Consider the following 18767-nt stretch of genomic DNA (forward strand, 5'->3'; position numbering starts at 1 on the left):
GAACTGCGGGATCGGAAATTCCCACCGAGGAAGCACGTCAGCCTTCCGGTGGTCGGCCCCACCCGCCGGATCACTAATCGGTATCGCGCAAATCGTGGATGTGGCGAATCCACGTGCCTCTTCTCTCATGGCATGGGTGGACGAAAATATCAACGTGTTCACGTTGCGCTTTGGCCGTCCCGGCGGCAACGGCCTTCTGCTGGGTTGTATAGTGGCTAATCGCGTCGCGTTGGCCTTCAACGTATAGCGCCCAGCCGGCAATTTCGTGGAATACGTGAATATCACGTGTGGACATGATCTCGCCCTCCTGCGCTTTTTCTTCAGTTGTAGACCGATGGACGAACAGTGCCTGTGCTGCGGCGACTAACAATGAGTGCATCCGCACATAGGAATAGGCTCCTGAGTTCGGACAGCGCGCGCGCATGAGTGATTGTGGATTCATACACCCAGCGCCATGGCGGAGACCGATCTGGCGGGACGTGTCCTCGGTCGCATACTGCCTAATGGACACATAGATTCGAGGCAACGCATCACATAAACTTCACTTGATTGGTTTCCATCATTCGACTATATTCGAATGATGGAAACCAATCACGCCCTTGAATCGCTTGCCGCGCTCGCGCATCCGATACGCCTGTCTGTCTTCCGGATGCTCGTGCAAGCCGGGCCCGCCGGGCTGCCGGCTGGCCGGATTGCCGAACTGATGGAAATGCCGGCGTCATCGTTGTCGTTCCACCTGAAGGAACTGCACCGCGCTGGCTTGCTGTCCAGCCAGCAGGCCGGCCGCTCGATCATCTACATGGCTCATTTCGAAACCATGAACGCCTTGCTGGGTTACCTCACGGAGAACTGCTGCAGCGGCAATCCGTGCTCCCCTGTGTCCACCTGTTCCGTCGAGTCCCGATCATGAAACGCTTCCACGTACATGTCAGCGTCGCAGACCTGTCTGCGAGCATTCGCTACTATTCAGCGCTCTTCGCGGCCGAACCGTCGGTGGTGAAGGACGACTACGCGAAATGGATGCTTGAAGACCCCCGTGTGAATTTTGCCATCTCGGCGCGCGGCGCAGAAACCGGGGTTGACCACCTGGGCTTCCAGACTGACGACGCCGCAGAACTCGCGGAGCTGAAGCAGCGGGCCCAAGCCGCGGACATGGCGATGCAAGACGAAGGCGAAACCACGTGCTGCTATGCGCGTAGCGACAAGTACTGGCTGACGGACCCGCAGGGCATCGCGTGGGAGCACTTCCACACCCTCGGCGATGTGCCCGTGTACGCAGAATCCCGAAAGCCCGATGCGGACGGTCAGGAATCGGCCTGTTGCGCGCCGCGTGCTCCGAAGGGGAAGCCGATCGGCATCGCCGTCAATGCCACGCCGTCTTGCTGCTGAGGGCGCGTCATGAGCGAAAAAACCTACCACGTCCTCTTCATCTGCACTGGCAATTCGGCCCGCTCGATTCTGTCAGAAGGTCTGATGAATCATTTGGGCCAGGGGCGCTTTTGCGCCTACTCGGCTGGTAGTCACCCCACGGGTGTCGTCAATCCCCTCGCACTGGCAGCGCTGGCGCGCCACGGCATGGAGACCAACGGGTTTCGCAGCAAGAGCTGGGATGAGTTCTCCCGAGACGGCGCACCAACACTCGATTTCGTCTTCACGGTCTGCGACAAGGCCGCGGGAGAAGTCTGCCCGATCTGGCCTGGCCAGCCCATGACAGCACATTGGGGCGTCCCCGACCCGGCCGCCTGCGAGGGCACCGACGCCCAGAAGCAGCAGGCCATCAACGACGCAGTCATTTCGCTCAAGCGTCGTATTGAACTGTTCCTGTCCCTGCCCCTGCCGAAGCTTGACGCCATCGCGCTTCAGAAGGCCATCCGGGACATCGGCACGCGCTGAAGCGCTCCCAATAGAACTAGTTTTTGCCCCCATGACGACCAACGTACTGATCCTCTGTACCCACAACTCCGCCCGTAGCGTTCTGAGCGAAGGCATGCTCAATCACCTGGCCAGGCAGTTCGGTCGGGATGTGCGTGCCTACAGCGCCGGAAGCTCCCCGAGCGGACGTATCAACCCGTTCGCGATCGAGGTGCTGGCAAACGCCGGCGTCGAGGTCGGCGATTTCCGCAGCAAGAGCTGGGATGAATTCGTCAACCCCGATGCGCCGCAGATGCGCGTTGTCATCACGGTGTGCGACAGCGCGGCCGAGGAAGAATGTCCGTACTGGCCGGGTAGCCCGGTGAAGGTGCACTGGGGCTACCCTGACCCGTCCAATGCGGAAGGCGGCGATGAGAAGAAGCGCCAGGCATTCGAGCTGACCCGGCAGGCGATCGCCTACCGGATGCTGCAACTGCTGCTGCTCCCGATCGAGGACATGAGCAACGCCGAGTTGCAGGGGACGCTGCAGCGTCTGGCGGGGAACTGAACATGAGTAGCCAAAACGTAGCAGCCACCAGCCAGCCCGCTGCCAAACCTGCCATCAGCTTTTTCGAGCGCTATCTGACCGTCTGGGTCGCGCTGTGCATTGTCGCTGGTATCGCACTGGGGCAAATGCTGCCGGATGTCTTCCAGGCGATCGGACGGATGGAATACGCACAGGTCAATCTGCCAGTGGGCATCCTGATCTGGGTGATGATCATCCCCATGCTGATCAAGATTGACTTTGGCGCACTGGGCCAGGTGAAATCGCACTGGCGAGGCATCGGCGTGACGCTGTTCATCAACTGGGCGGTCAAGCCGTTCTCCATGGCGCTGCTCGGTTGGATCTTTGTGCGCCACCTTTTCGCGCCGCTGTTGCCTGCCGACCAGCTGGACAGCTATGTGGCCGGCCTCATACTTCTGGCCGCCGCGCCATGCACGGCCATGGTCTTTGTCTGGAGCCAGCTTTGCAAGGGCGATCCGTACTTCACGCTGTCCCAGGTCGCCCTGAACGACGCCATCATGGTCGTTGCCTTCGCGCCGGTGGTGGCGCTGCTGCTGGGCCTGTCGTCGATCACTGTCCCTTGGCACACCCTGCTCACGTCGGTGGCCCTGTACATCGTCGTGCCGGTCATCATCTCGCAACTGCTGCGCAAGATGTTGCTGGGCCACGGCGTTGCCTACTTCCAGCGTGTCGTGCAGCGACTGGGGCCCTACTCCATCACCGCGCTGCTTCTTACGCTGATTCTCTTGTTTGCATTCCAGGACAAGGCCATTATCGACCAGCCGCTGGTGATCGCGCTGCTCGCGGTGCCGATCCTGATCCAGGTCTTCTTCAACTCGGGGCTGGCCTACCTGCTGAACCGCAAGTTTGGCGTGGCCCATTGCGTGGCGGGTCCGTCCAGCCTGATCGGCGCCAGCAATTTCTTCGAACTCGCGGTCGCCACCGCGATCAGCCTCTTTGGCTTCCAGTCGGGAGCGGCGCTGGCCACGGTCGTAGGGGTGCTCATCGAGGTGCCGGTCATGCTGCTGGTCGTCAGCATCGTCAACCGGTCCCAGCACTGGTATGAGGCGAAGGCACATTAAGGAGTTGGCATGTCGGTAACGATCTATCACAACCCTGCGTGCGGTACGTCACGCAATGCGCTGGCCATGATTCGCAATGCGGGCGTCGAGCCGAATGTCATCGAATATCTGAATACGCCGCCGGACCGGCAGACGCTGCAGCAGATGATCCGGCTTGCCGGCCTCACGGTGCGCCAGGCCATCCGCGAGAAAGGCACGCCCTACGCCGAACTGGGCCTGTCCGATCCGGCGCTGACGGATGACCAGTTGCTCGATGCGATGCTTGCCCAGCCGATCCTGATCAACCGGCCCTTTGTTATCACCGAGCTGGGCGTGCGGCTGTGCCGGCCCTCGGAAGTCGTACTCGACATCCTGCCCTCGCCACAACAAGCCGCATTCACCAAGGAAGATGGCGAGGTCGTGATCGACGAGCAAGGACGGAGGGTGCCATGACAAGTGATCTGCCCAACATCCTCCCGGCTGTGCTCGACACCCCGGACCTGCACAAACTGGAGCCGGCACACGTCAATGCCCACCCACCGCGCATCCTGTTGCTCTACGGCTCACTGCGCGAGACCTCGTACAGTCGCCTGCTCGTTAAGGAAGCCGAACGGATCCTGCAGCACTTCGGTGCGCAGACTCGCGTGTTTGACCCGCATGGCCTGCCGATCTGCGACAGCGTCCCTGCCGACCATCCCAAGGTGGCCGAACTGCGCAAGCTCTCGGAGTGGTCCGAAGGCCAGGTGTGGTGCAGTCCCGAGCGGCATGGCACGCTGACCGCGATCTTCAAGAACCAGATCGACTGGCTGCCACTGGAGATGGGCGGGATTCGCCCGACCCAGGGACGCACGCTTGCTGTGATGCAGGTTTGCGGTGGCTCGCAATCTTTCAATGCCGTCAATGCTCTGCGCGTGCTGGGGCGCTGGATGCGCATGGTGACGATCCCCAACCAGTCGTCGGTCGCCAAGGCGTACCAGGAGTTCGACGCGAACGGCCGCATGAGGTCATCCTCCTACTATGACCGCGTGGTCGACGTCATGGAGGAGCTATACAAGTTCACGCTGCTCGTGCGCGATCGCAGCGACTACCTGACAGACCGCTACAGCGAGCGCAAGGAGGCGGCGCCGGCGACTGCCACGACGCTCGTTGCGGCCGCGATGAGTCAGGAGCAGGAGGCTCAGGTCAGCGATACCGACAGCGGCGAAGTCGAGTAACAAGCCAAGGAATGGCTATGGAGCCGAGCACCGGCGTGATTGCGAGGCTGGGAATCGCCCAGACACTCGCGTGGGGATCCACCTACTACCTGCCGGCCATGCTGGCGACGCCAATGGCGACGGATCTCGGCGTCTCCACCTCGACGGTGTTTGCAGCATTTGGCGCCGCGCTTATCGTGTCGGCAGTAATTGGATCGTATGCAGGCAGAATGATCGATCGGTCGGGCGGCCGCTCTGTGCTGGTTGCCACCAGCATTGTGTTTGCGCTCGGCCTGACTGGGCTCGGCTTCGCACAGGGCGCAATGGGCCTTTTTGTTGCCTGGCTGGTCCTGGGTGTGGGGATGGGCGCAGGGCTATATGAAGCCGCATTCGCCACGCTTGTGGTCCTATACGGCAACCGCTCTCGGGGCGCCATCACCGGTATTACGCTGATTGCAGGCCTTGCCAGTACGGTCGGTTGGCCCTTGTCGACCTTCATGGAAGCCCACATCGGATGGCGCGGGGCATGTCTTGCGTGGGCGGGATTACACCTGACACTCGGCTTGTTGCTGAATGCCAGCACGCCGCAGAGACTTGTCTCCGAAGATGCGAAGCAAGATAAGGTTGTGCCGGCGAAGCGCGATCCTTCAAGCGTGGCAGAGCGCGACAAGCAGCGGTTCGCTTCGTATGCGTTGGCTTTCGTGTTCGCGGCGACCTGGTTCATCAGCACCGCGATGGCTGCACACTTGCCACGCCTCCTGCAGGCCGGGGGCGCGACTGTGGCAACGGCCGTGATGGTCGGTGCCTTGATCGGTCCTGCGCAGGTCGGGGCAAGAATCCTTGAGTTCGGGCTTCTGAGAAAGATCCATCCCTTGCTCTCCGCGCGCATAGCGGCAGCATTACACCCTATCGGTGCGTTGGCCTTTGGACTCGTAGGCGCACCCGCGGCCGCATTGTTCGGCGTATTGCATGGCGCTGGCAACGGTATCCTGACCATCGCTAAAGGAACACTGCCTTTGGTCATCTTCGGACCCAGCGGCTACGGGCACCGCCAAGGTGTATTGATGGTCCCCGCGCGCGTCGCCCAGGCATTGGCGCCATGGCTGTTCGGCATTTGCCTTGATGCGTTCGACGCCAAGGCACTTTGGCTGTCGTCGGCACTCGGTGTAGGAGCCATCGTCGTTCTCATGGCAATTCAGCAAGTGGAGCAGTCCGTCGCCAAAGTGGTTTGAACTTGGCAGGACTGCTCGGCGCGACGACTGAACGGGAAAGCCTCGCAGGGCTTCGCACCGGCCAGAGCGGACGCCCACTCTCCCAAATGCAAGCGCGCCGCTGTTTGCGTCGGCGGGCGAGCCTGCGCGGGTGATGGAAGCGATTACTGAAGATTTGCAAAAACCAAATAAGCACCGAGTGTCGCATAGGACGCAAGTCGCGATCACGGCATCCGCCATGGCGCTAAAGTTCTCGATGCGCTTGTCCCGCCCGCGGGCGCCCAAGGTCACTGTGATTACTGTTGATTGAGGCATCAGCGTGCTCGTCCGATGCGGCCACCAAATGGAACGAGGCTTCCGCCTGAGGACAGGGTGTCGGCTCGCATTGGATCGCGATATGGGTGATGTCGAATCGCTCGGCAAGGAGCTCGCGTACGGTAGGTAGAATCTTGCGTTCCACATCAGTTTCGGGTGGAATCACCAGGTGGACGGTTAGACTGATTTTCCCGCTCGATAGCGCCCAGATATGCAGATCGTGAAGGCTGTGCACCCCTTGAACTGAAAGCAGCACTTGTTTTACTTCATCGAGTTCGATATCTTCCGGAACCCCTTCCAATAGAATGTTGAGACTCGATTTCAAGAGCACCCAGGTCCTTGGCAGCACCCAGAGTCCGATGAGCACTGCGACCGCCGAATCGACCCATCCCCATCCGGTCAGCCAAATAATCAGAGCGCCGGCAATGACGCCGAGGGAACCAAGCAAGTCGCTCCAAACCTCAAGGTAGGCGCCCTTGATATTCAGACTCTGCTCCTTTCCGGCAGAAAGCATGCGCATACTGATTAGATTGATCACGAGACCTACCGTGGCAATCGCAAGCATCCCCAAAGATTGCACTTCCGGAGGATCGCTCAGGCGGCGATACGCTTCATACAAAATGTACAGTGCTACGCCAAGCAGCATGACGGCGTTAAATGCTGCAGCCAGAATTTCGAAGCGATAGTATCCAAAGGTCCTTCGCGCATCCGCCGGACGCTTGGCGATCTGAATCGCAGCCAGCCCGATTGCGAGCGCCGCTGCATCAGTGAACATGTGGGCAGCGTCTGAAATGAGTGCCAGGCTCTGGGTCAGTACGCCCCCGATGAGTTCCGTCAATAGAAACGCCGACGTCAGACCGAGCGCCACCTTTAAGGCGCGCTCGTTGCGCGTCGCGTGACTATGATTGTGCCCCGTGCCCATCCTGCACTCCTCTGCGCGTTCACCGGTTGTTTTCAAAATCACGGACCCGGCATACTGCATAATCACCTGCCGTCTTTGCGCGAGCCACTCGCAGGGCGAGGGTATTCCGAGGTCGGATCTTGGCCGGGTTGCCACTAGCGATAATGATCCATCGAAAAGCAGATTCCCTTTCAACAGGACGCAAGAACCGCACCTACCTTGTGGGCGCTGCGGTAGGCCATTCGTGGACAGAATCGGCGGCCCCGACTAGACCAGCACCGGTAAGTTTTCCCATTCTTGCTTACGGGCGATCCAGTTGCCAAGGGGCGGAGCGCAGGGCAGGCTGCCTCCTGCAGAGCGGCGTGCGCCGTCATTTTCTGACACACACGTAATGAAGTCGTCACAAGCGACGGGGCGGTTTTCGGGTAAACTTGCGTCGTCTCCAAGCCCGCTCCCCCGATGCGCCGGTTGTTCCTGATCTTCCTCATGCTTGTCTTGCCGTTCCAGTTTGCCTGGGCCGGTGCGGCAGCGTATTGCCAGCATGAGGCAACGGTGCCGGGCATCTGGCACTTCGGGCACCACGAGCATCAGCACCAGGGCCAGTCGGACCTTGAACAGGTCGAAAAGCAGAACAAAACGGGTATACATAGTGACTGTGGCGTCTGCCACATGGCATCCGTGCCGTTCGCCTGGGCCGCCAATCCTGGCCTGGAATCCCTGCAGCGTGTCGAAATGGCGCCAGTCGTCGTGCAGGCGCATTTCACCTCGCACAACGCCAGGGCGCCGGACCGCCCCCAATGGCCCCGTCTCGCCTGACCGGCGAGACGATCTCTTCCTGACGATCCTCGTCTCGCCGAATTCCCCTGGTACTTTCCGTGGTGCAATTCGATGCGAAGACTTTTCCTGCAGCTCGGGCTGGCGGCATGCGCGCTCAGCCCTACTCTTACCCTCGGCCAGGCCCTGCCTGCCACCACCGGTGCCGTTGCAGCGCAGCGCGATGACGCTGGGCCGCTGACGCTCGAGACCGCCCTCGCCCTGGCGGCAGCTGGCAACTTCTCACTGTCCGCGGCGGCCAAGGAGGTCGACGCAAACGAAGGCGCGATCATGCAGTCGCGGGTGATTCCCAACCCGGAAATCGCCGCGGTCATGGAAGACACGCGCAAGGCGACGCGCACCACGACCGGACAGGTCAACATTCCGCTAGAACTCGGCGGCAAGCGCTCGGCCCGAATTGCGGCCGCCGAACGCGGGCGGGACGTCGCCCAGGCGCAGTTGAGCAGTCTCCGCGCCGACCTGCGCGCATCGGTCATCGCGGCCTTCTTCGGTGTCCTGATTGCGCAGGAGCGGGTCAAGCTCGCGACCGGCTCGGCGGACATCGCCGCCAAGGGTGCCCAGGCCGCTGCCCGGCGTGTGGCCGCGGGCAAGATCTCGCCAGTCGATGAGACCAAGGCGCGTGTCGAACAGGCCAACGCCGAACTGGAAGTCGCCGAGGCCACCGCGGAACTGCAGACGGCACGGCAGGCGCTTGCCACCTTGTGGGGGAACGCCAGCCCGCAATTCACGGAGGCGGTCGGTGACCTCGATGCCCTGCCGACGCGACCGGCGCCGGACTTGCTGCGCGCGGAACTCGAAAGGTCGCCGGCCCTGCTGGCAAACCGGCTGGAACTGGACCGACGACAGGCACTGGTCGGGGTCGAGCGCAGCCGCCAATACCCGGACCTGACGCTCAGTGTCGGCGCCAAGCGTGACAACGAAGCCAACCGGAACATGGCCGTACTTGGCGTCGCCATCCCGTTGCCGCTGTTTGACCGGAACCAGGGCAATCTCTACGAGGCCATCCGCCGCGCCGACAAGGCGCAGGACGAGTACCTTGCCAGCCAGATCCGCCTGAACAACGCCCTGCAACAGGCTTCAAACCAGCTGTCGGTGTCACGGGCTTCCGCCCAGGCGCTGAAGACGACCGTGTTGCCCGGGGCCCAGCAGGCGTACGACGCGGCCACCAAGGGATTCGAAGCCGGCAAGTTCAACTTCCTGGACGTACTGGACGCCCAACGCACCCTGTTCCAGGCCCGCATCCGTTATCTCGGCGTACTGGCCCGCACCTACGAGGCCGCCACGAACATTGACCGCATCCTCGGTCGCTAAAGGGACTACCGCAGCATGTCAATTACTACCAAGCAAAAGTCCATCATCGCGGCAATCGTCGTCATTGGTGCGCTGGCAACCGGAGGCGTACTGTTGACGAGCGGCCAGTCCGGCAGTGGCGCGGACGAACATGGGCACAGCCATGGCGACCATGCGGAGGCCAAGGGCCACGCGGACGCGGAACACCACGACGGCGGCAAGGAGGCAGGACACGACCACGCCGAGGGCCATGCCGACGAAGAGCATCATGAAGCCGGCCCGAAGGGGCCTCACGGCGGCCAGTTGCAGACCGAGAAGGACCTGACCATTGAAACCCTCCTCGCCGAAGATGGCGACGACGCTCGCCTCCGGCTGTGGGGCACGCGCAAGGACAAGGCTATCGCTGCAAAAGACCTTGCGGCGACGGGCACACTCAAGCGTCCCACGGGCGAGACCGAAGCGTTGGCGTTCGTCGCCAAGGACGGCTATCTGGAAAGTACCACCGCCATCGGCGAGCCCCATGTCTTCCAGGCCGATATCGTGGTACGCGCCGCTGGTGCTCAGCTGACCGTCGCACTCAACAAGGACGAGGATGTCGTTCGCCTGAGCGAGAGCCAGCTCAAGTCATCGAACGTCGCGATCCAGGCAGCCGGCCCGGCGCAGATTGCCTCGACCCTGCAGTTCCCGGGCGAGATCCGCTTCAACGAGGACCGCACCGCCCACGTGGTGCCGCGCCTGGCGGGCGTGGCCGAGGCCGTGCCGGCATCCCTGGGCCAGACCGTGAAGAAGGGCGAAGTGCTGGCCGTGATCGCGAGCACGCAGCTCTCCGAGCAGCGCAGCGAACTGCTCGCGGCCCAGCAGCGTCTTGCACTGGCCAAGACCACCTACCAGCGTGAGAAGAAGCTCTGGGAAGAGCGGATTTCCGCCGAGCAGGACTACCTGCAGGCCAGGACCGCGCTGCAGGAAGCGGAGATCGCGGTGCGTAACGCCGGCCAGAAGCTGAGTGCCATCGGCGCTTCGGCTGCGTCCAAGGGCCTGAACCGGTTCGAGCTGCGCGCGCCGTTCGACGGCGTGATCGTGGAAAAGCATCTGGCGTTGGGCGAGGCCGTGAAGGAAGACGCCAATGTTTTCACCATCTCGGACCTGAGCACGGTGTGGGCCGAGTTTGTCATCTCCCCCAAGGACCTTGGCAATGTCCGCGTTGGCGAACAGGTGACGATCTCTTCGACGGCCTTCGAGGAGAAGGCGCAAGGCAAGGTTTCCTATGTCGGCGCCTTGCTGGGCGAGCAGACCCGCACGGCGCGCGCGCGCGTGACCCTGAACAATCCCAAGATGGGCTGGCGTCCCGGCCTGTTCGTAACCGTTTCGCTGACGGCTGGCGTCGCCGAAGCACCGGTGACCGTGACTACGGAAGCGATCCAGACGGTGCGCGATGAGCCCGTCGTGTTCGTGGCGGTGCCGGGCGGATTCTTGCCGCAACCGGTCAAGCTCGGGCACTCGGACGGCAAACGGACCGAGATCCGAGAGGGCATGCGCGCCGGCATGAAGTACGCCGCGACCAACTCGTTCCTGCTCAAGGCCGAACTCGGCAAGGCGGGCGCGGAACACGCGCACTGATACCGGAGACCAGCATGTTCGAACGTATCATTCGCTTTGCCATTGAGCAGCGCTGGCTGGTGCTGCTGGTCGTGCTCGGCATGGCCGCGCTGGGCGTGTACAACTACACCCGCCTGCCGATCGATGCCGTACCCGATATCACCAACGTCCAGGTACAGGTCAACACGGCCGCGCCCGGTTATTCGCCGCTCGAGGCGGAGCAGCGCATCACCTTCCCGATCGAGACCGCGATGGCGGGCTTGCCCGGGCTGGAACAGACCCGCTCGCTGTCGCGCTATGGCCTGTCCCAGGTCACCGTCATCTTCAAGGATGGCACCGATATCTACTTTGCGCGGCAGCTGGTCAACCAGCGCATCCAGGAAGCGCGCGAATCCCTGCCGGTCGGCCTGACACCGACGATGGGCCCGATTTCCACCGGCCTCGGCGAGATCTACATGTGGACGGTCGAAGCCACCGAGGGCGCAAAAAAACCGGATGGCAAGCCCTATACGCCTACCGACCTGCGCGAGATCCAGGACTGGGTCATCAAGCCGCAGCTGCGCACCGTGCCGGGCGTCACCGAGATCAACACCATCGGTGGATACGCCAAGGAGTACGTGGTAGCACCCAGCCTGGAGCGGTTGTCGAGCTACGGCCTGTCCCTGGCCGAGCTGGTGGCGGCGCTCGACAAGAACAACATGAATGTCGGCGCCGGCTACATCGAGCGCCGCGGCGAGCAGTACCTGGTGCGCGCGCCGGGCCAGGTCCGCTCGATCGAGGATATCGGTGATGTGGTCATCGGTGCCAATAAAGGCATCCCGATTCGCATCCGGGATGTGGCCGATGTCGCCATCGGCAAGGAACTACGCACCGGTGCGGCGACCGAGAACGGCCAGGAAGTGGTGTTGGGCACGGTCTTCATGCTGATCGGCGAGAACAGCCGCGCGGTCTCCCAGGCCGTCGACAAGAAGATCGCCGCGATCAACAAGACCCTGCCGGCCGGCGTCAAGGCAGTACCGGTGTACGACCGGACCACGCTGGTGGACAAGGCCATTGCCACGGTGAAGAAGAACCTGCTGGAAGGCGCCATCCTGGTGATTGCGGTGCTGTTCCTCTTCCTCGGCAATATGCGGGCGGCCGTCATCACGGCCCTGGTCATCCCGCTGTCCATGCTGTTCACCTTTACCGGCATGGTGAGCTACAAGGTCAGTGCCAACCTGATGAGCCTGGGCGCGCTCGATTTCGGCATCATCGTCGACGGCGCCGTCGTCATCGTCGAGAACTGCGTGCGGCGCCTGGCGCATGCCCAGTCCCTGCATGGCAGGCCGCTGACCCGGACCGAACGTTTCCACGAAGTGTTCAATGCATCGAAGGAAGCCCGCCGGGCCCTGATCTTCGGTCAGCTGATCATCATGATCGTGTACCTGCCCATCTTTGCGCTCAGCGGCGTGGAAGGCAAGATGTTCCACCCGATGGCCTTCACGGTGGTGCTGGCATTGTTGGGAGCGATGATCCTGTCGGTCACCTTCATTCCCGCGGCCGTGGCGCTCTTCATGGGCGACCGGATCTCCGAGAAGGAGAACCGGCTGATGGCGTGGGCCAGGAAGAAATATGAGCCGGCCCTGGACGCCGCGCTGCGCAATACGTCGATCGTCGCCGTCTTCGCCGCGGTCCTGGTCCTGTTCTCCGTAGCCGTGGCCAGCCGGCTTGGCACGGAGTTCATCCCGAACCTCAACGAGGGCGATATCGCCGTGCATGCCCTGCGCATCCCCGGCACCAGCCTGAGCCAGGCGGTTGCAATGCAGGGCGAGCTGGAAAAGCACATCCGGAAGGTACCCGAGGTGGAGCGCGTCTTCGCCAAGATCGGCACGGCCGAGATTGCCACCGATCCCATGCCGCCCAACGTCGCGGATACCTTTGTCATGCTCAAGCCGGCCGACCAGTGGCCGAGCCCGCGCCGCAGCCAGGCCGAGGTGCTCGCCGCCATCCAGGAGATCGTGAGCAAGGTGCCGGGCAACAACTATGAGTTCACCCAGCCGATCCAGATGCGATTCAACGAGCTGCTTTCCGGCGTGCGCAGCGACGTGGCCGTCAAGCTGTTCGGCGACGACATGGACCAGTTGAACAAGGCCGCAGCCGGCATCGCCAAGGCCCTGCAGGGCGTGGCCGGCGCCGAATCGGTCAAGGTGGAGCAGACTACCGGCCTGCCGATGCTGACCATCAACATCGACCGCCAGAAGGTATCGCGCTATGGCATCAGCCTGTCGGAAGTGCAGGAGACGATCTCCACCGCCATCGGCGGCCGGGAAGCCGGACTGCTGTTCGAAGGGGACCGCCGCTTCGATATCCTGGTCCGGCTGCCAGACGAGGTGCGGCAGGACATCGAGGCACTCAAGCGCCTGCCGGTGCCGTTGCCCAAGGAGGTCGCCTCGCAGGCCACTTCTTACGTGCCACTCGGCGAGCTGGCAAGCTTTGACATGGCACCGGGTCCGAACCAGATCAGTCGCGAGAACGGCAAGCGGCGTGTGGTGATCAGCGCCAACGTACGCGGACGTGATATCGGCTCTTTCGTCGCCGAGGCGGAAGACAAGATCGCATCGCAGGTGCAGATCCCTGCCGGCTACTGGACCACGTGGGGTGGCACCTTCGAGCAACTTCAGTCCGCCACGTCGCGGCTGAAGGTCGTGGTGCCGGTCGCGCTGCTGCTGGTCTTCCTGCTGCTGTTTACGATGTTCGGCAATCTCAAGGACGGCCTGCTCGTCTTCACGGGCATTCCGTTCGCGCTGACCGGCGGCATCCTGTCGCTATGGCTGCGCGGGATTCCGCTATCTATCTCGGCGGCAGTGGGCTTCATCGCCCTGTCCGGCGTGGCGGTGCTCAATGGCCTGGTGATGCTCTCCTTCATCCGCACGCTGCGCGAGGAAGGCCGGGAGCTGGACGAGGCGGTGCGGGTCGGTGCCATCACGCGCCTGCGCCCGGTGCTGATGACGGCGCTGGTAGCTTCGCTGGGCTTCGTGCCCATGGCAATCGCGACGGGAACGGGGGCGGAGGTGCAGCGGCCGCTGGCCACCGTGGTGATCGGCGGCATCCTGTCTTCCACGGCACTGACCCTGCTGGTCCTGCCGGCCCTCTATCGCTATGTCCATCGCCGCGATGAAGAGGAGGCGGCCGTGGTCGAAGTGCCTGGCAGACAGCCGGCCTGATCTGGCCGTGACTAAGCCGGGTTCCGGCATCCGGGCCCGGCTTCAGAATATTCTGTCACGCGCGCCCAACCTTCCACCACCACGGGTTCACCGGGGTGCGCTGAGGCGGGCACGGAGCAATGGTGACGCCGATCGCCTTTTGATTTAAAGCGTTATACGGATCAAAAGGCGAGTTGCTTCGCGAAATGGCCCTCGGAAGCGTCTTGGATTGAGGGTCGACCTGTGCGTTTTGCCGCTTCGCAAGGGGAATAGCGTCCCATGAACCACAATCACGTTTCCAATGAGGTAGCGGTCACCATCGGTGTCTTGACGGTCGGGCTGCTATTGCTATTCGGCGCCTTTGCCGCCTTTCTTCGTTGGCGTCATGGGCCGATGACAAAGTCAAAGAAAAAGTCAAAAGCACGGCCCAAAGGTCAGAGCGGTCCAAGGCGTCGTGGTTGACGCAGACACACATGCATTGACCGGAAGTCGGTGCCCGGGACCGCTTCCGACTGGGGATGCCACACGGCTAAACGTGGTTTGATTTGGTCCGACGGGCAGCAATGAACGACCGTGGGGGTTCAGTGACCACGAGGATGGTGATGGTATACGAGGGTCGGCCGGGATTCGTGAAATTTTCGCCAAAGTTGGCTTAACTATCTGATCCGTAAAGAAAAAATGTCTCTGCGTCGAGCCAGCCACGGTTGTGTGGGCAACACTTGGCGTGACTGCCGCTATCGCATACGGATGTAGGCACTGAAGAGCCCCGGGTGCAGGTCGCGGAAGGTCTTTCGTCGTTCGAGGAGTTCATGCTGCCGGCCTTCGCGTTCCAGGCTCAGCATGTCGAGCATGAGCGAGGGCATGTCGACCAGTATCTCGATGGTCGGCGCGAGCGCGTCGATCGGATATTCCGAGGTCAGCCGAAGCGGCGCCTCACGTCCGCCGGTGGTCGCGTTGCTCAAGCGCCGCCAGCACGTCATTGCGTAGCATGACGTCGCGGCTGTGTTCGAAGAGGTCGAGCCGATTCGTCACGGTGTTCAGGTCGGTGGTTTTCCAAGAGTCTGCGTCAGTTGCCCGCTTGCAGGAGCGGGTCACGACGGGTAAGCCTTCGACATGCGTCGATGGCGCTGTCTCGCACGACGATGGCGCGCCGCGCTCGCGGAAGTCGCGGGCATTCTTGCCAACCTCCCACTACGCCGCCGATCCGAAAACGAAATCGATCGACGTATCGAGCGGCGGCACCTTCCGCTGGAGATCCACCAAATAGGACCCGAGCCGGTTGATGTGGTCCTTCCGGTAAGGCGACAGCGCCTGGAGCACCTCGGCGTCGACGGGATGGCCCTTCACTTGCAGCTCCTTCAGTTTGCGCGACATCCACTGCACGTTGTAGAGGATGACCATGTTCGCGACGAGTTGGTTGTACTTGATGACTTTGCGCTGCTCGTGCCGGACGTTTTCCGCGATGACGTCGCCGCCGGACATCAGCCATTTCGCGAAATCGTTGAACTGCTCGCTCTTGTTCGTCGCGGCATGGATCGTCCGGCGCATTTCCGGGTCGTTGATATAGCGCAGCAGGAACAGGGTGCGGATCACCCGGCCGAGCTCGCGGAACGCGAAATACAGCTTGTTCTTGACACTCTCGGAGCCGAGGCGGCGCAGGATCGTCGATGGCGTCATACGGCCGGCCTTGATCGAGATGGCAACGCGCAGCATGTCCGGAAAATGCCTTTCGATCAGGGCCCAGTCGACGTTGCCGCGGAACAGTGGCTCGATGTTCCTGTAGCGACGGCGCCGGTCCGCCTTGTAGAAGCGCAGCTCCTTGATGTCGCGAATGCGGGGCATCAGCTTGATGCCGAGCAGGTGTGCGAGTGCGAAGACCGGCGCGCTCTGCGCCTGCGTATCGCCGTGAACCGTGTCCGGCTGCACATCGGAGGTATTCTTGATCAGCCCGTCGAGGATGTAGACGGCTTCATGCACGCCGCACGGGATGAAGTGGCTGAACAGCGCGATGTACTTGTCCGACACGTGGTAGTAGCCGATACCGCCATAGCCGCCGTACCGGATGTGATATTCGGATAGCAGATTCTGCTCATAGAGATTCCATTTCGTGCCGTCGGCCGAAACCCGGCTGCCGGAGCCCCAGAACTTCGGCAGCGCAAACTGGTTGTATGCGTTGATGACCCTGACGATGGCCTTGTCCAGGCGCTCCTCGGTCACGTGGCGCAGATTCAGCCAGGCAAGCTGCTTGCGGCTGAGGTTCTTTACCGAGCGCGCGGTCTGTGCCGGTCCGAGGTTACACCCATAGCAGAACAGCGTTGTGATGAAGCGTTTGCGCGGCTCGTCGATCTTTGCCTCGAAGCCGGATAATGGGCCAAACAGTCGGTGTAAATCGAGCCACTGTTCGGTTTCGGTCAGGATGTCAAGGATGCTCACCGGCCGCATCGACGCCGTGATGGCCTGGTCGATCAACATCTTGTTTGGCGGGTCGGGCTTCTTCTCGAGCTTGTGGAGAATCAGACCCTGGTCGCCAATCTCGACGTAGTCGTTCTCCGGAAAGGTAGCGTCGACCTCGTCTGCCAATGCGCTGAGTTTGTCCTTCAGTTGCTGGACGAAGGCCCGGCCATCGACCGGGAAGTCGACGAATTCGGCATAGCGCGGCAGTTCCTCGCGGAACTCCTCCCACGATATCTGGTGTTCACGGGGATCGTCATACTGGTCGCTGTGCTCGACATAAACGTCGCCGGAGTTCAGTTCACGTCTGAGCTGGCTGAACACGCACAACTCGAAATATTTCCGGTGCAGCAGTCGAGCGGACCGCCCGTCCGGGAAGACAAATTTCTCCCACTTTTCCGGGATCCAGTCGAGCGGCAGCTCGGCGAGGTCCGCGTCGCCCAGCAGCAGGTATTCGCGACGTGACGCCCGGTATGGCTGGATCCAAGCGAGCGCGTCGAGCAGGGTATCGTCCTGCGAGCTAGAGCGCAGCGACAGGATGTCGAGGAATTGGAACAGCAGCGACCGCAGATTCCTGTATGGGGCCAGCAAAAACGGGATGGCGTGATTGCCGGTATATGCGATGTGCTCGTTGCATCGGTTCAGGGCACTGCTGGGATCGTCATTGAGGGATGCCCTCATGCGCGCGATGCGCTCGGCGGCTGGAGCCTCATCGTCTTGCAGGATGTGGAGCACATCGCGAAACTGACTGACAAGCGATTCGAGTTCGTCAGCGTGTGCGAGCCGATACTGTTTCATGCGCAGATCCGCCGTGCCTTCCAGGTTGCGGACCGTCTTGATGAAGATTTCCGCGACGTCATCAAGTGCCTTCTGCAGCTGCGCGAGGATGAACAGCACGGCAAGCGTGTAGCGCTTCGCCGGCTTGAGCACGCGCATCTCATGGATGTCGAGGGCTCGTGCTTCCAGGACGAGCTGCATGCGCTTGGGGACTGAAAGAATGTCCGGCGGGGGCGGCAAGCCGTCGGCCAACTCGGTTATGGCCTGGATGTGCTTGAGGAAGCTTGCCACCTCGCGCGGCCTTGGCCGTTTTGGTTCCCGCTTCAGTTCGTCCCAGGGCGTGCGTCCCGCCCGGTTGATGAAGAGAGCGTCGAGGCGGGCTCTGAGCGGCTCGTCCAGCGCCTCCGAGTAGGCCTGGTAGATGGCCTCGTGAAGCCGGCTGCGGGCGGAAGCAGCAATGCGCGAGAGTGTGGCCAGCGGCGGCAGTTCGTAGCGCTGCCTGATGAGTTCCTCAAGCAGCACGTTGACGATGTCCGGCAACTCTGCCTTCGTGCGCGCGGCGATGTCCGCCACGACAGCAAGCCATTCATGGGTCAGCGCGTCAACAACGCGGATGCCGACAAATTCGCGCAGTACCTTCTGGTGCCGAGACTTGCTGCCCGACCTGTCATAGCGCTTGATCGTTGCGCGGGGCGGCGATCGGACCTTGAGCACCGAGCAAATATGGTCGACGATTTCGGGCGGCACGTCTGACATTGGCGGCATGTATCCCAGACGCTGGAGCAGTTTGAGCTGCGTCAGAATCAGCACGCGTGTTGGCGCCTGCCGGAACTGGCCGTACACGAAGCGGATTTCGGCGGCGCTGGGCGTGAAGACTGCCCGCAACTCGTCTGCCGCAATCTCCGCTGGCAGTAACGGGTACGCGGTTTCGGAAATCTGGTTCATAGGTGCCGCGCGAATCGAGCCAGCCGGTACCGTTGCAGCATTTTCCGCGTGTCAGCGTTGCGGCAATCTGAGCGAGCCCGATAACACCGCAGCGGCAAGGTCCGCATCGCTCATGCCCAGGATCCGGTCGATCGTGCCGTGCGACAGCTCGTCTGTCAGCGCGAGAATATCGTCGAGCAGCGCCGCCAGCCGCTCGATCCGCGCGCTCAGATGAGCAAGTTCTTCGCGCTCCTGCGGTGTGAGCGGCCCGGATCGCCACCGTGTAACCTGCTCGCGCTGGATCGGCAGAAAATCCCGTTGCTCGCCGTAGACCTGGCGCGTCCGGGCCAGGGTGGCGTCGTCAAGCACATGGGGTCGCGACCGGCACCGGGTCAGAGCGTCGAAGGTAGCCTGTACCTCTTCAATCTGCGCGCCGGCGAGATCAAGAATGACCGGCAGCGCAGCGATCGGCTGCCAGGCCGGTGTTTGCGGTTCGTTCGTGTTCATGAGGCTCGGTTTCCTGTCGGGCGGTTGCTCATGGCACTGCATCGGTCCAGCGCCGCCAGGCGAGGACCGAAGGCCCGATTGTAGCGCGGGCGCTGAGGCACTCCGCGGT

General features: G+C 62.3%; 17 protein-coding genes. 12 read left to right on the forward strand and 5 right to left on the reverse strand.

Features of this window, described 5'->3' with window-relative positions; genetic code table 11:
- Window positions 1-73: 73 nt before the first annotated feature.
- Entirely contained in the window at window positions 74-442 is a 369-nt protein-coding gene (locus MKD50_RS28415; RefSeq protein WP_116311654.1) for a DUF2188 domain-containing protein, read from the reverse strand.
- 138 nt (window positions 443-580) lie between these two features.
- Between MKD50_RS28415 and MKD50_RS28420 the strand changes: the two genes are divergently transcribed.
- The 8 genes from MKD50_RS28420 to MKD50_RS28455 are packed head-to-tail and all read left to right on the forward strand — an operon-like array spanning window position 581 to window position 5902.
- Window positions 581-910, forward strand: a complete 330-nt coding sequence (locus tag MKD50_RS28420) for an ArsR/SmtB family transcription factor (protein WP_012354851.1) — start codon at window positions 581-583, stop codon at window positions 908-910.
- Entirely contained in the window at window positions 907-1389 is a 483-nt protein-coding gene (locus MKD50_RS28425) for an ArsI/CadI family heavy metal resistance metalloenzyme (protein ID WP_012354850.1), read from the forward strand. The genes MKD50_RS28420 and MKD50_RS28425 overlap by 4 nt, the downstream gene beginning before the upstream one ends.
- 9 nt (window positions 1390-1398) lie before the next feature.
- On the forward strand, window positions 1399-1893 hold the full coding sequence (locus tag MKD50_RS28430; protein ID WP_012354849.1) for an arsenate reductase ArsC: 495 nt from the start codon (window positions 1399-1401) through the stop codon (window positions 1891-1893).
- A 31-nt stretch (window positions 1894-1924) separates the two neighbouring features.
- Entirely contained in the window at window positions 1925-2419 is a 495-nt protein-coding gene (locus tag MKD50_RS28435) for an arsenate reductase ArsC (RefSeq protein ID WP_012354848.1), read from the forward strand.
- A 2-nt stretch (window positions 2420-2421) separates the two neighbouring features.
- Window positions 2422-3498 (forward strand): ACR3 family arsenite efflux transporter, encoded by a 1077-nt coding sequence (gene arsB, locus MKD50_RS28440; RefSeq protein ID WP_012354847.1) that lies wholly within the window; start codon window positions 2422-2424, stop codon window positions 3496-3498.
- 9 nt (window positions 3499-3507) lie between these two features.
- Window positions 3508-3930 carry an arsenate reductase (glutaredoxin) gene (arsC, locus tag MKD50_RS28445; protein WP_012354846.1) on the forward strand — a complete coding sequence of 141 codons (423 nt, stop codon included), beginning with the start codon at window positions 3508-3510 and terminating at the stop codon, window positions 3928-3930.
- Complete coding sequence (gene arsH / locus MKD50_RS28450) at window positions 3927-4691, forward strand: arsenical resistance protein ArsH (RefSeq protein ID WP_012354845.1); 765 nt, start codon at window positions 3927-3929, stop codon at window positions 4689-4691. The genes arsC and arsH overlap by 4 nt, the downstream gene beginning before the upstream one ends.
- 17 nt (window positions 4692-4708) lie before the next feature.
- A complete protein-coding gene (locus MKD50_RS28455) occupies window positions 4709-5902 on the forward strand; it encodes an MFS transporter (protein ID WP_012354844.1) in 1194 nt (397 codons plus the stop codon).
- Between the two features lie 223 nt (window positions 5903-6125).
- On the opposite strand, the gene MKD50_RS28460 is transcribed toward MKD50_RS28455, so the two are convergent.
- The gene (locus tag MKD50_RS28460; RefSeq protein ID WP_012354843.1) at window positions 6126-7118 is read right to left on the reverse strand and encodes a cation diffusion facilitator family transporter; all 993 of its coding nucleotides are present in this window, start codon (window positions 7116-7118) and stop codon (window positions 6126-6128) included.
- Between the two features lie 465 nt (window positions 7119-7583).
- On the opposite strand from MKD50_RS28460, the gene czcI reads away from it, so the two are divergent.
- The 4 genes from czcI to MKD50_RS28480 all read left to right on the forward strand — a co-directional run bounded on the left by czcI (window position 7584) and on the right by MKD50_RS28480 (window position 14020).
- A complete protein-coding gene (czcI, locus tag MKD50_RS30755; protein ID WP_342918382.1) occupies window positions 7584-7913 on the forward strand; it encodes a cation efflux protein, CzcI family in 330 nt (109 codons plus the stop codon).
- Window positions 7914-7985: 72 nt separating this feature from the next.
- Window positions 7986-9242, forward strand: a complete 1257-nt coding sequence (locus tag MKD50_RS28470) for a TolC family protein (protein ID WP_012354841.1) — start codon at window positions 7986-7988, stop codon at window positions 9240-9242.
- 15 nt (window positions 9243-9257) lie between these two features.
- Window positions 9258-10838: an efflux RND transporter periplasmic adaptor subunit gene (locus MKD50_RS28475; RefSeq protein ID WP_012354840.1), complete on the forward strand. Its 1581-nt coding sequence runs from the start codon at window positions 9258-9260 to the stop codon at window positions 10836-10838.
- A gap of 14 nt (window positions 10839-10852) precedes the next feature.
- Window positions 10853-14020, forward strand: coding sequence for an efflux RND transporter permease subunit (locus MKD50_RS28480; RefSeq protein ID WP_012354839.1), 3168 nt, complete (start codon window positions 10853-10855; stop codon window positions 14018-14020).
- Between the two features lie 713 nt (window positions 14021-14733).
- Here the strand turns inward: MKD50_RS28480 and MKD50_RS28485 are convergent.
- The 3 genes from MKD50_RS28485 to MKD50_RS28495 all read right to left on the reverse strand — a co-directional run bounded on the left by MKD50_RS28485 (window position 14734) and on the right by MKD50_RS28495 (window position 18658).
- Complete coding sequence (locus tag MKD50_RS28485) at window positions 14734-14961, reverse strand: hypothetical protein (RefSeq protein ID WP_012354837.1); 228 nt, start codon at window positions 14959-14961, stop codon at window positions 14734-14736.
- A gap of 229 nt (window positions 14962-15190) precedes the next feature.
- On the reverse strand, window positions 15191-18172 hold the full coding sequence (locus MKD50_RS28490) for a Tn3 family transposase (protein ID WP_012354836.1): 2982 nt from the start codon (window positions 18170-18172) through the stop codon (window positions 15191-15193).
- A 51-nt stretch (window positions 18173-18223) separates the two neighbouring features.
- Window positions 18224-18658: a hypothetical protein gene (locus MKD50_RS28495; RefSeq protein ID WP_012354835.1), complete on the reverse strand. Its 435-nt coding sequence runs from the start codon at window positions 18656-18658 to the stop codon at window positions 18224-18226.
- Between the last annotated feature and the right edge of the window lie 109 nt (window positions 18659-18767).

It is taken from the genome of Cupriavidus mimosae (assembly GCF_023952485.1).
Lineage (GTDB): Bacteria > Pseudomonadota > Gammaproteobacteria > Burkholderiales > Burkholderiaceae > Cupriavidus > Cupriavidus taiwanensis_C.

Excerpts from the sequence above, each read along its gene's own strand:
- MKD50_RS28415 (WP_116311654.1), bottom strand. The coding sequence starts at position 442 with ATGAATCCACAATCACTCATGCGCGCGCGCTGTCCGAACTCAGGAGCC.
- MKD50_RS28420 (WP_012354851.1), top strand. The coding sequence starts at position 581 with ATGGAAACCAATCACGCCCTTGAATCGCTTGCCGCGCTCGCGCATCCG.
- MKD50_RS28425 (WP_012354850.1), top strand. The coding sequence starts at position 907 with ATGAAACGCTTCCACGTACATGTCAGCGTCGCAGACCTGTCTGCGAGC.
- MKD50_RS28430 (WP_012354849.1), top strand. The coding sequence starts at position 1,399 with ATGAGCGAAAAAACCTACCACGTCCTCTTCATCTGCACTGGCAATTCG.
- MKD50_RS28435 (WP_012354848.1), top strand. The coding sequence starts at position 1,925 with ATGACGACCAACGTACTGATCCTCTGTACCCACAACTCCGCCCGTAGC.
- arsB (WP_012354847.1), top strand. The coding sequence starts at position 2,422 with ATGAGTAGCCAAAACGTAGCAGCCACCAGCCAGCCCGCTGCCAAACCT.
- arsC (WP_012354846.1), top strand. The coding sequence starts at position 3,508 with ATGTCGGTAACGATCTATCACAACCCTGCGTGCGGTACGTCACGCAAT.
- arsH (WP_012354845.1), top strand. The coding sequence starts at position 3,927 with ATGACAAGTGATCTGCCCAACATCCTCCCGGCTGTGCTCGACACCCCG.
- MKD50_RS28455 (WP_012354844.1), top strand. The coding sequence starts at position 4,709 with ATGGAGCCGAGCACCGGCGTGATTGCGAGGCTGGGAATCGCCCAGACA.
- MKD50_RS28460 (WP_012354843.1), bottom strand. The coding sequence starts at position 7,118 with ATGGGCACGGGGCACAATCATAGTCACGCGACGCGCAACGAGCGCGCC.
- czcI (WP_342918382.1), top strand. The coding sequence starts at position 7,584 with ATGCTTGTCTTGCCGTTCCAGTTTGCCTGGGCCGGTGCGGCAGCGTAT.
- MKD50_RS28470 (WP_012354841.1), top strand. The coding sequence starts at position 7,986 with ATGCGAAGACTTTTCCTGCAGCTCGGGCTGGCGGCATGCGCGCTCAGC.
- MKD50_RS28475 (WP_012354840.1), top strand. The coding sequence starts at position 9,258 with ATGTCAATTACTACCAAGCAAAAGTCCATCATCGCGGCAATCGTCGTC.
- MKD50_RS28480 (WP_012354839.1), top strand. The coding sequence starts at position 10,853 with ATGTTCGAACGTATCATTCGCTTTGCCATTGAGCAGCGCTGGCTGGTG.
- MKD50_RS28490 (WP_012354836.1), bottom strand. The coding sequence starts at position 18,172 with ATGAACCAGATTTCCGAAACCGCGTACCCGTTACTGCCAGCGGAGATT.
- MKD50_RS28495 (WP_012354835.1), bottom strand. The coding sequence starts at position 18,658 with ATGAACACGAACGAACCGCAAACACCGGCCTGGCAGCCGATCGCTGCG.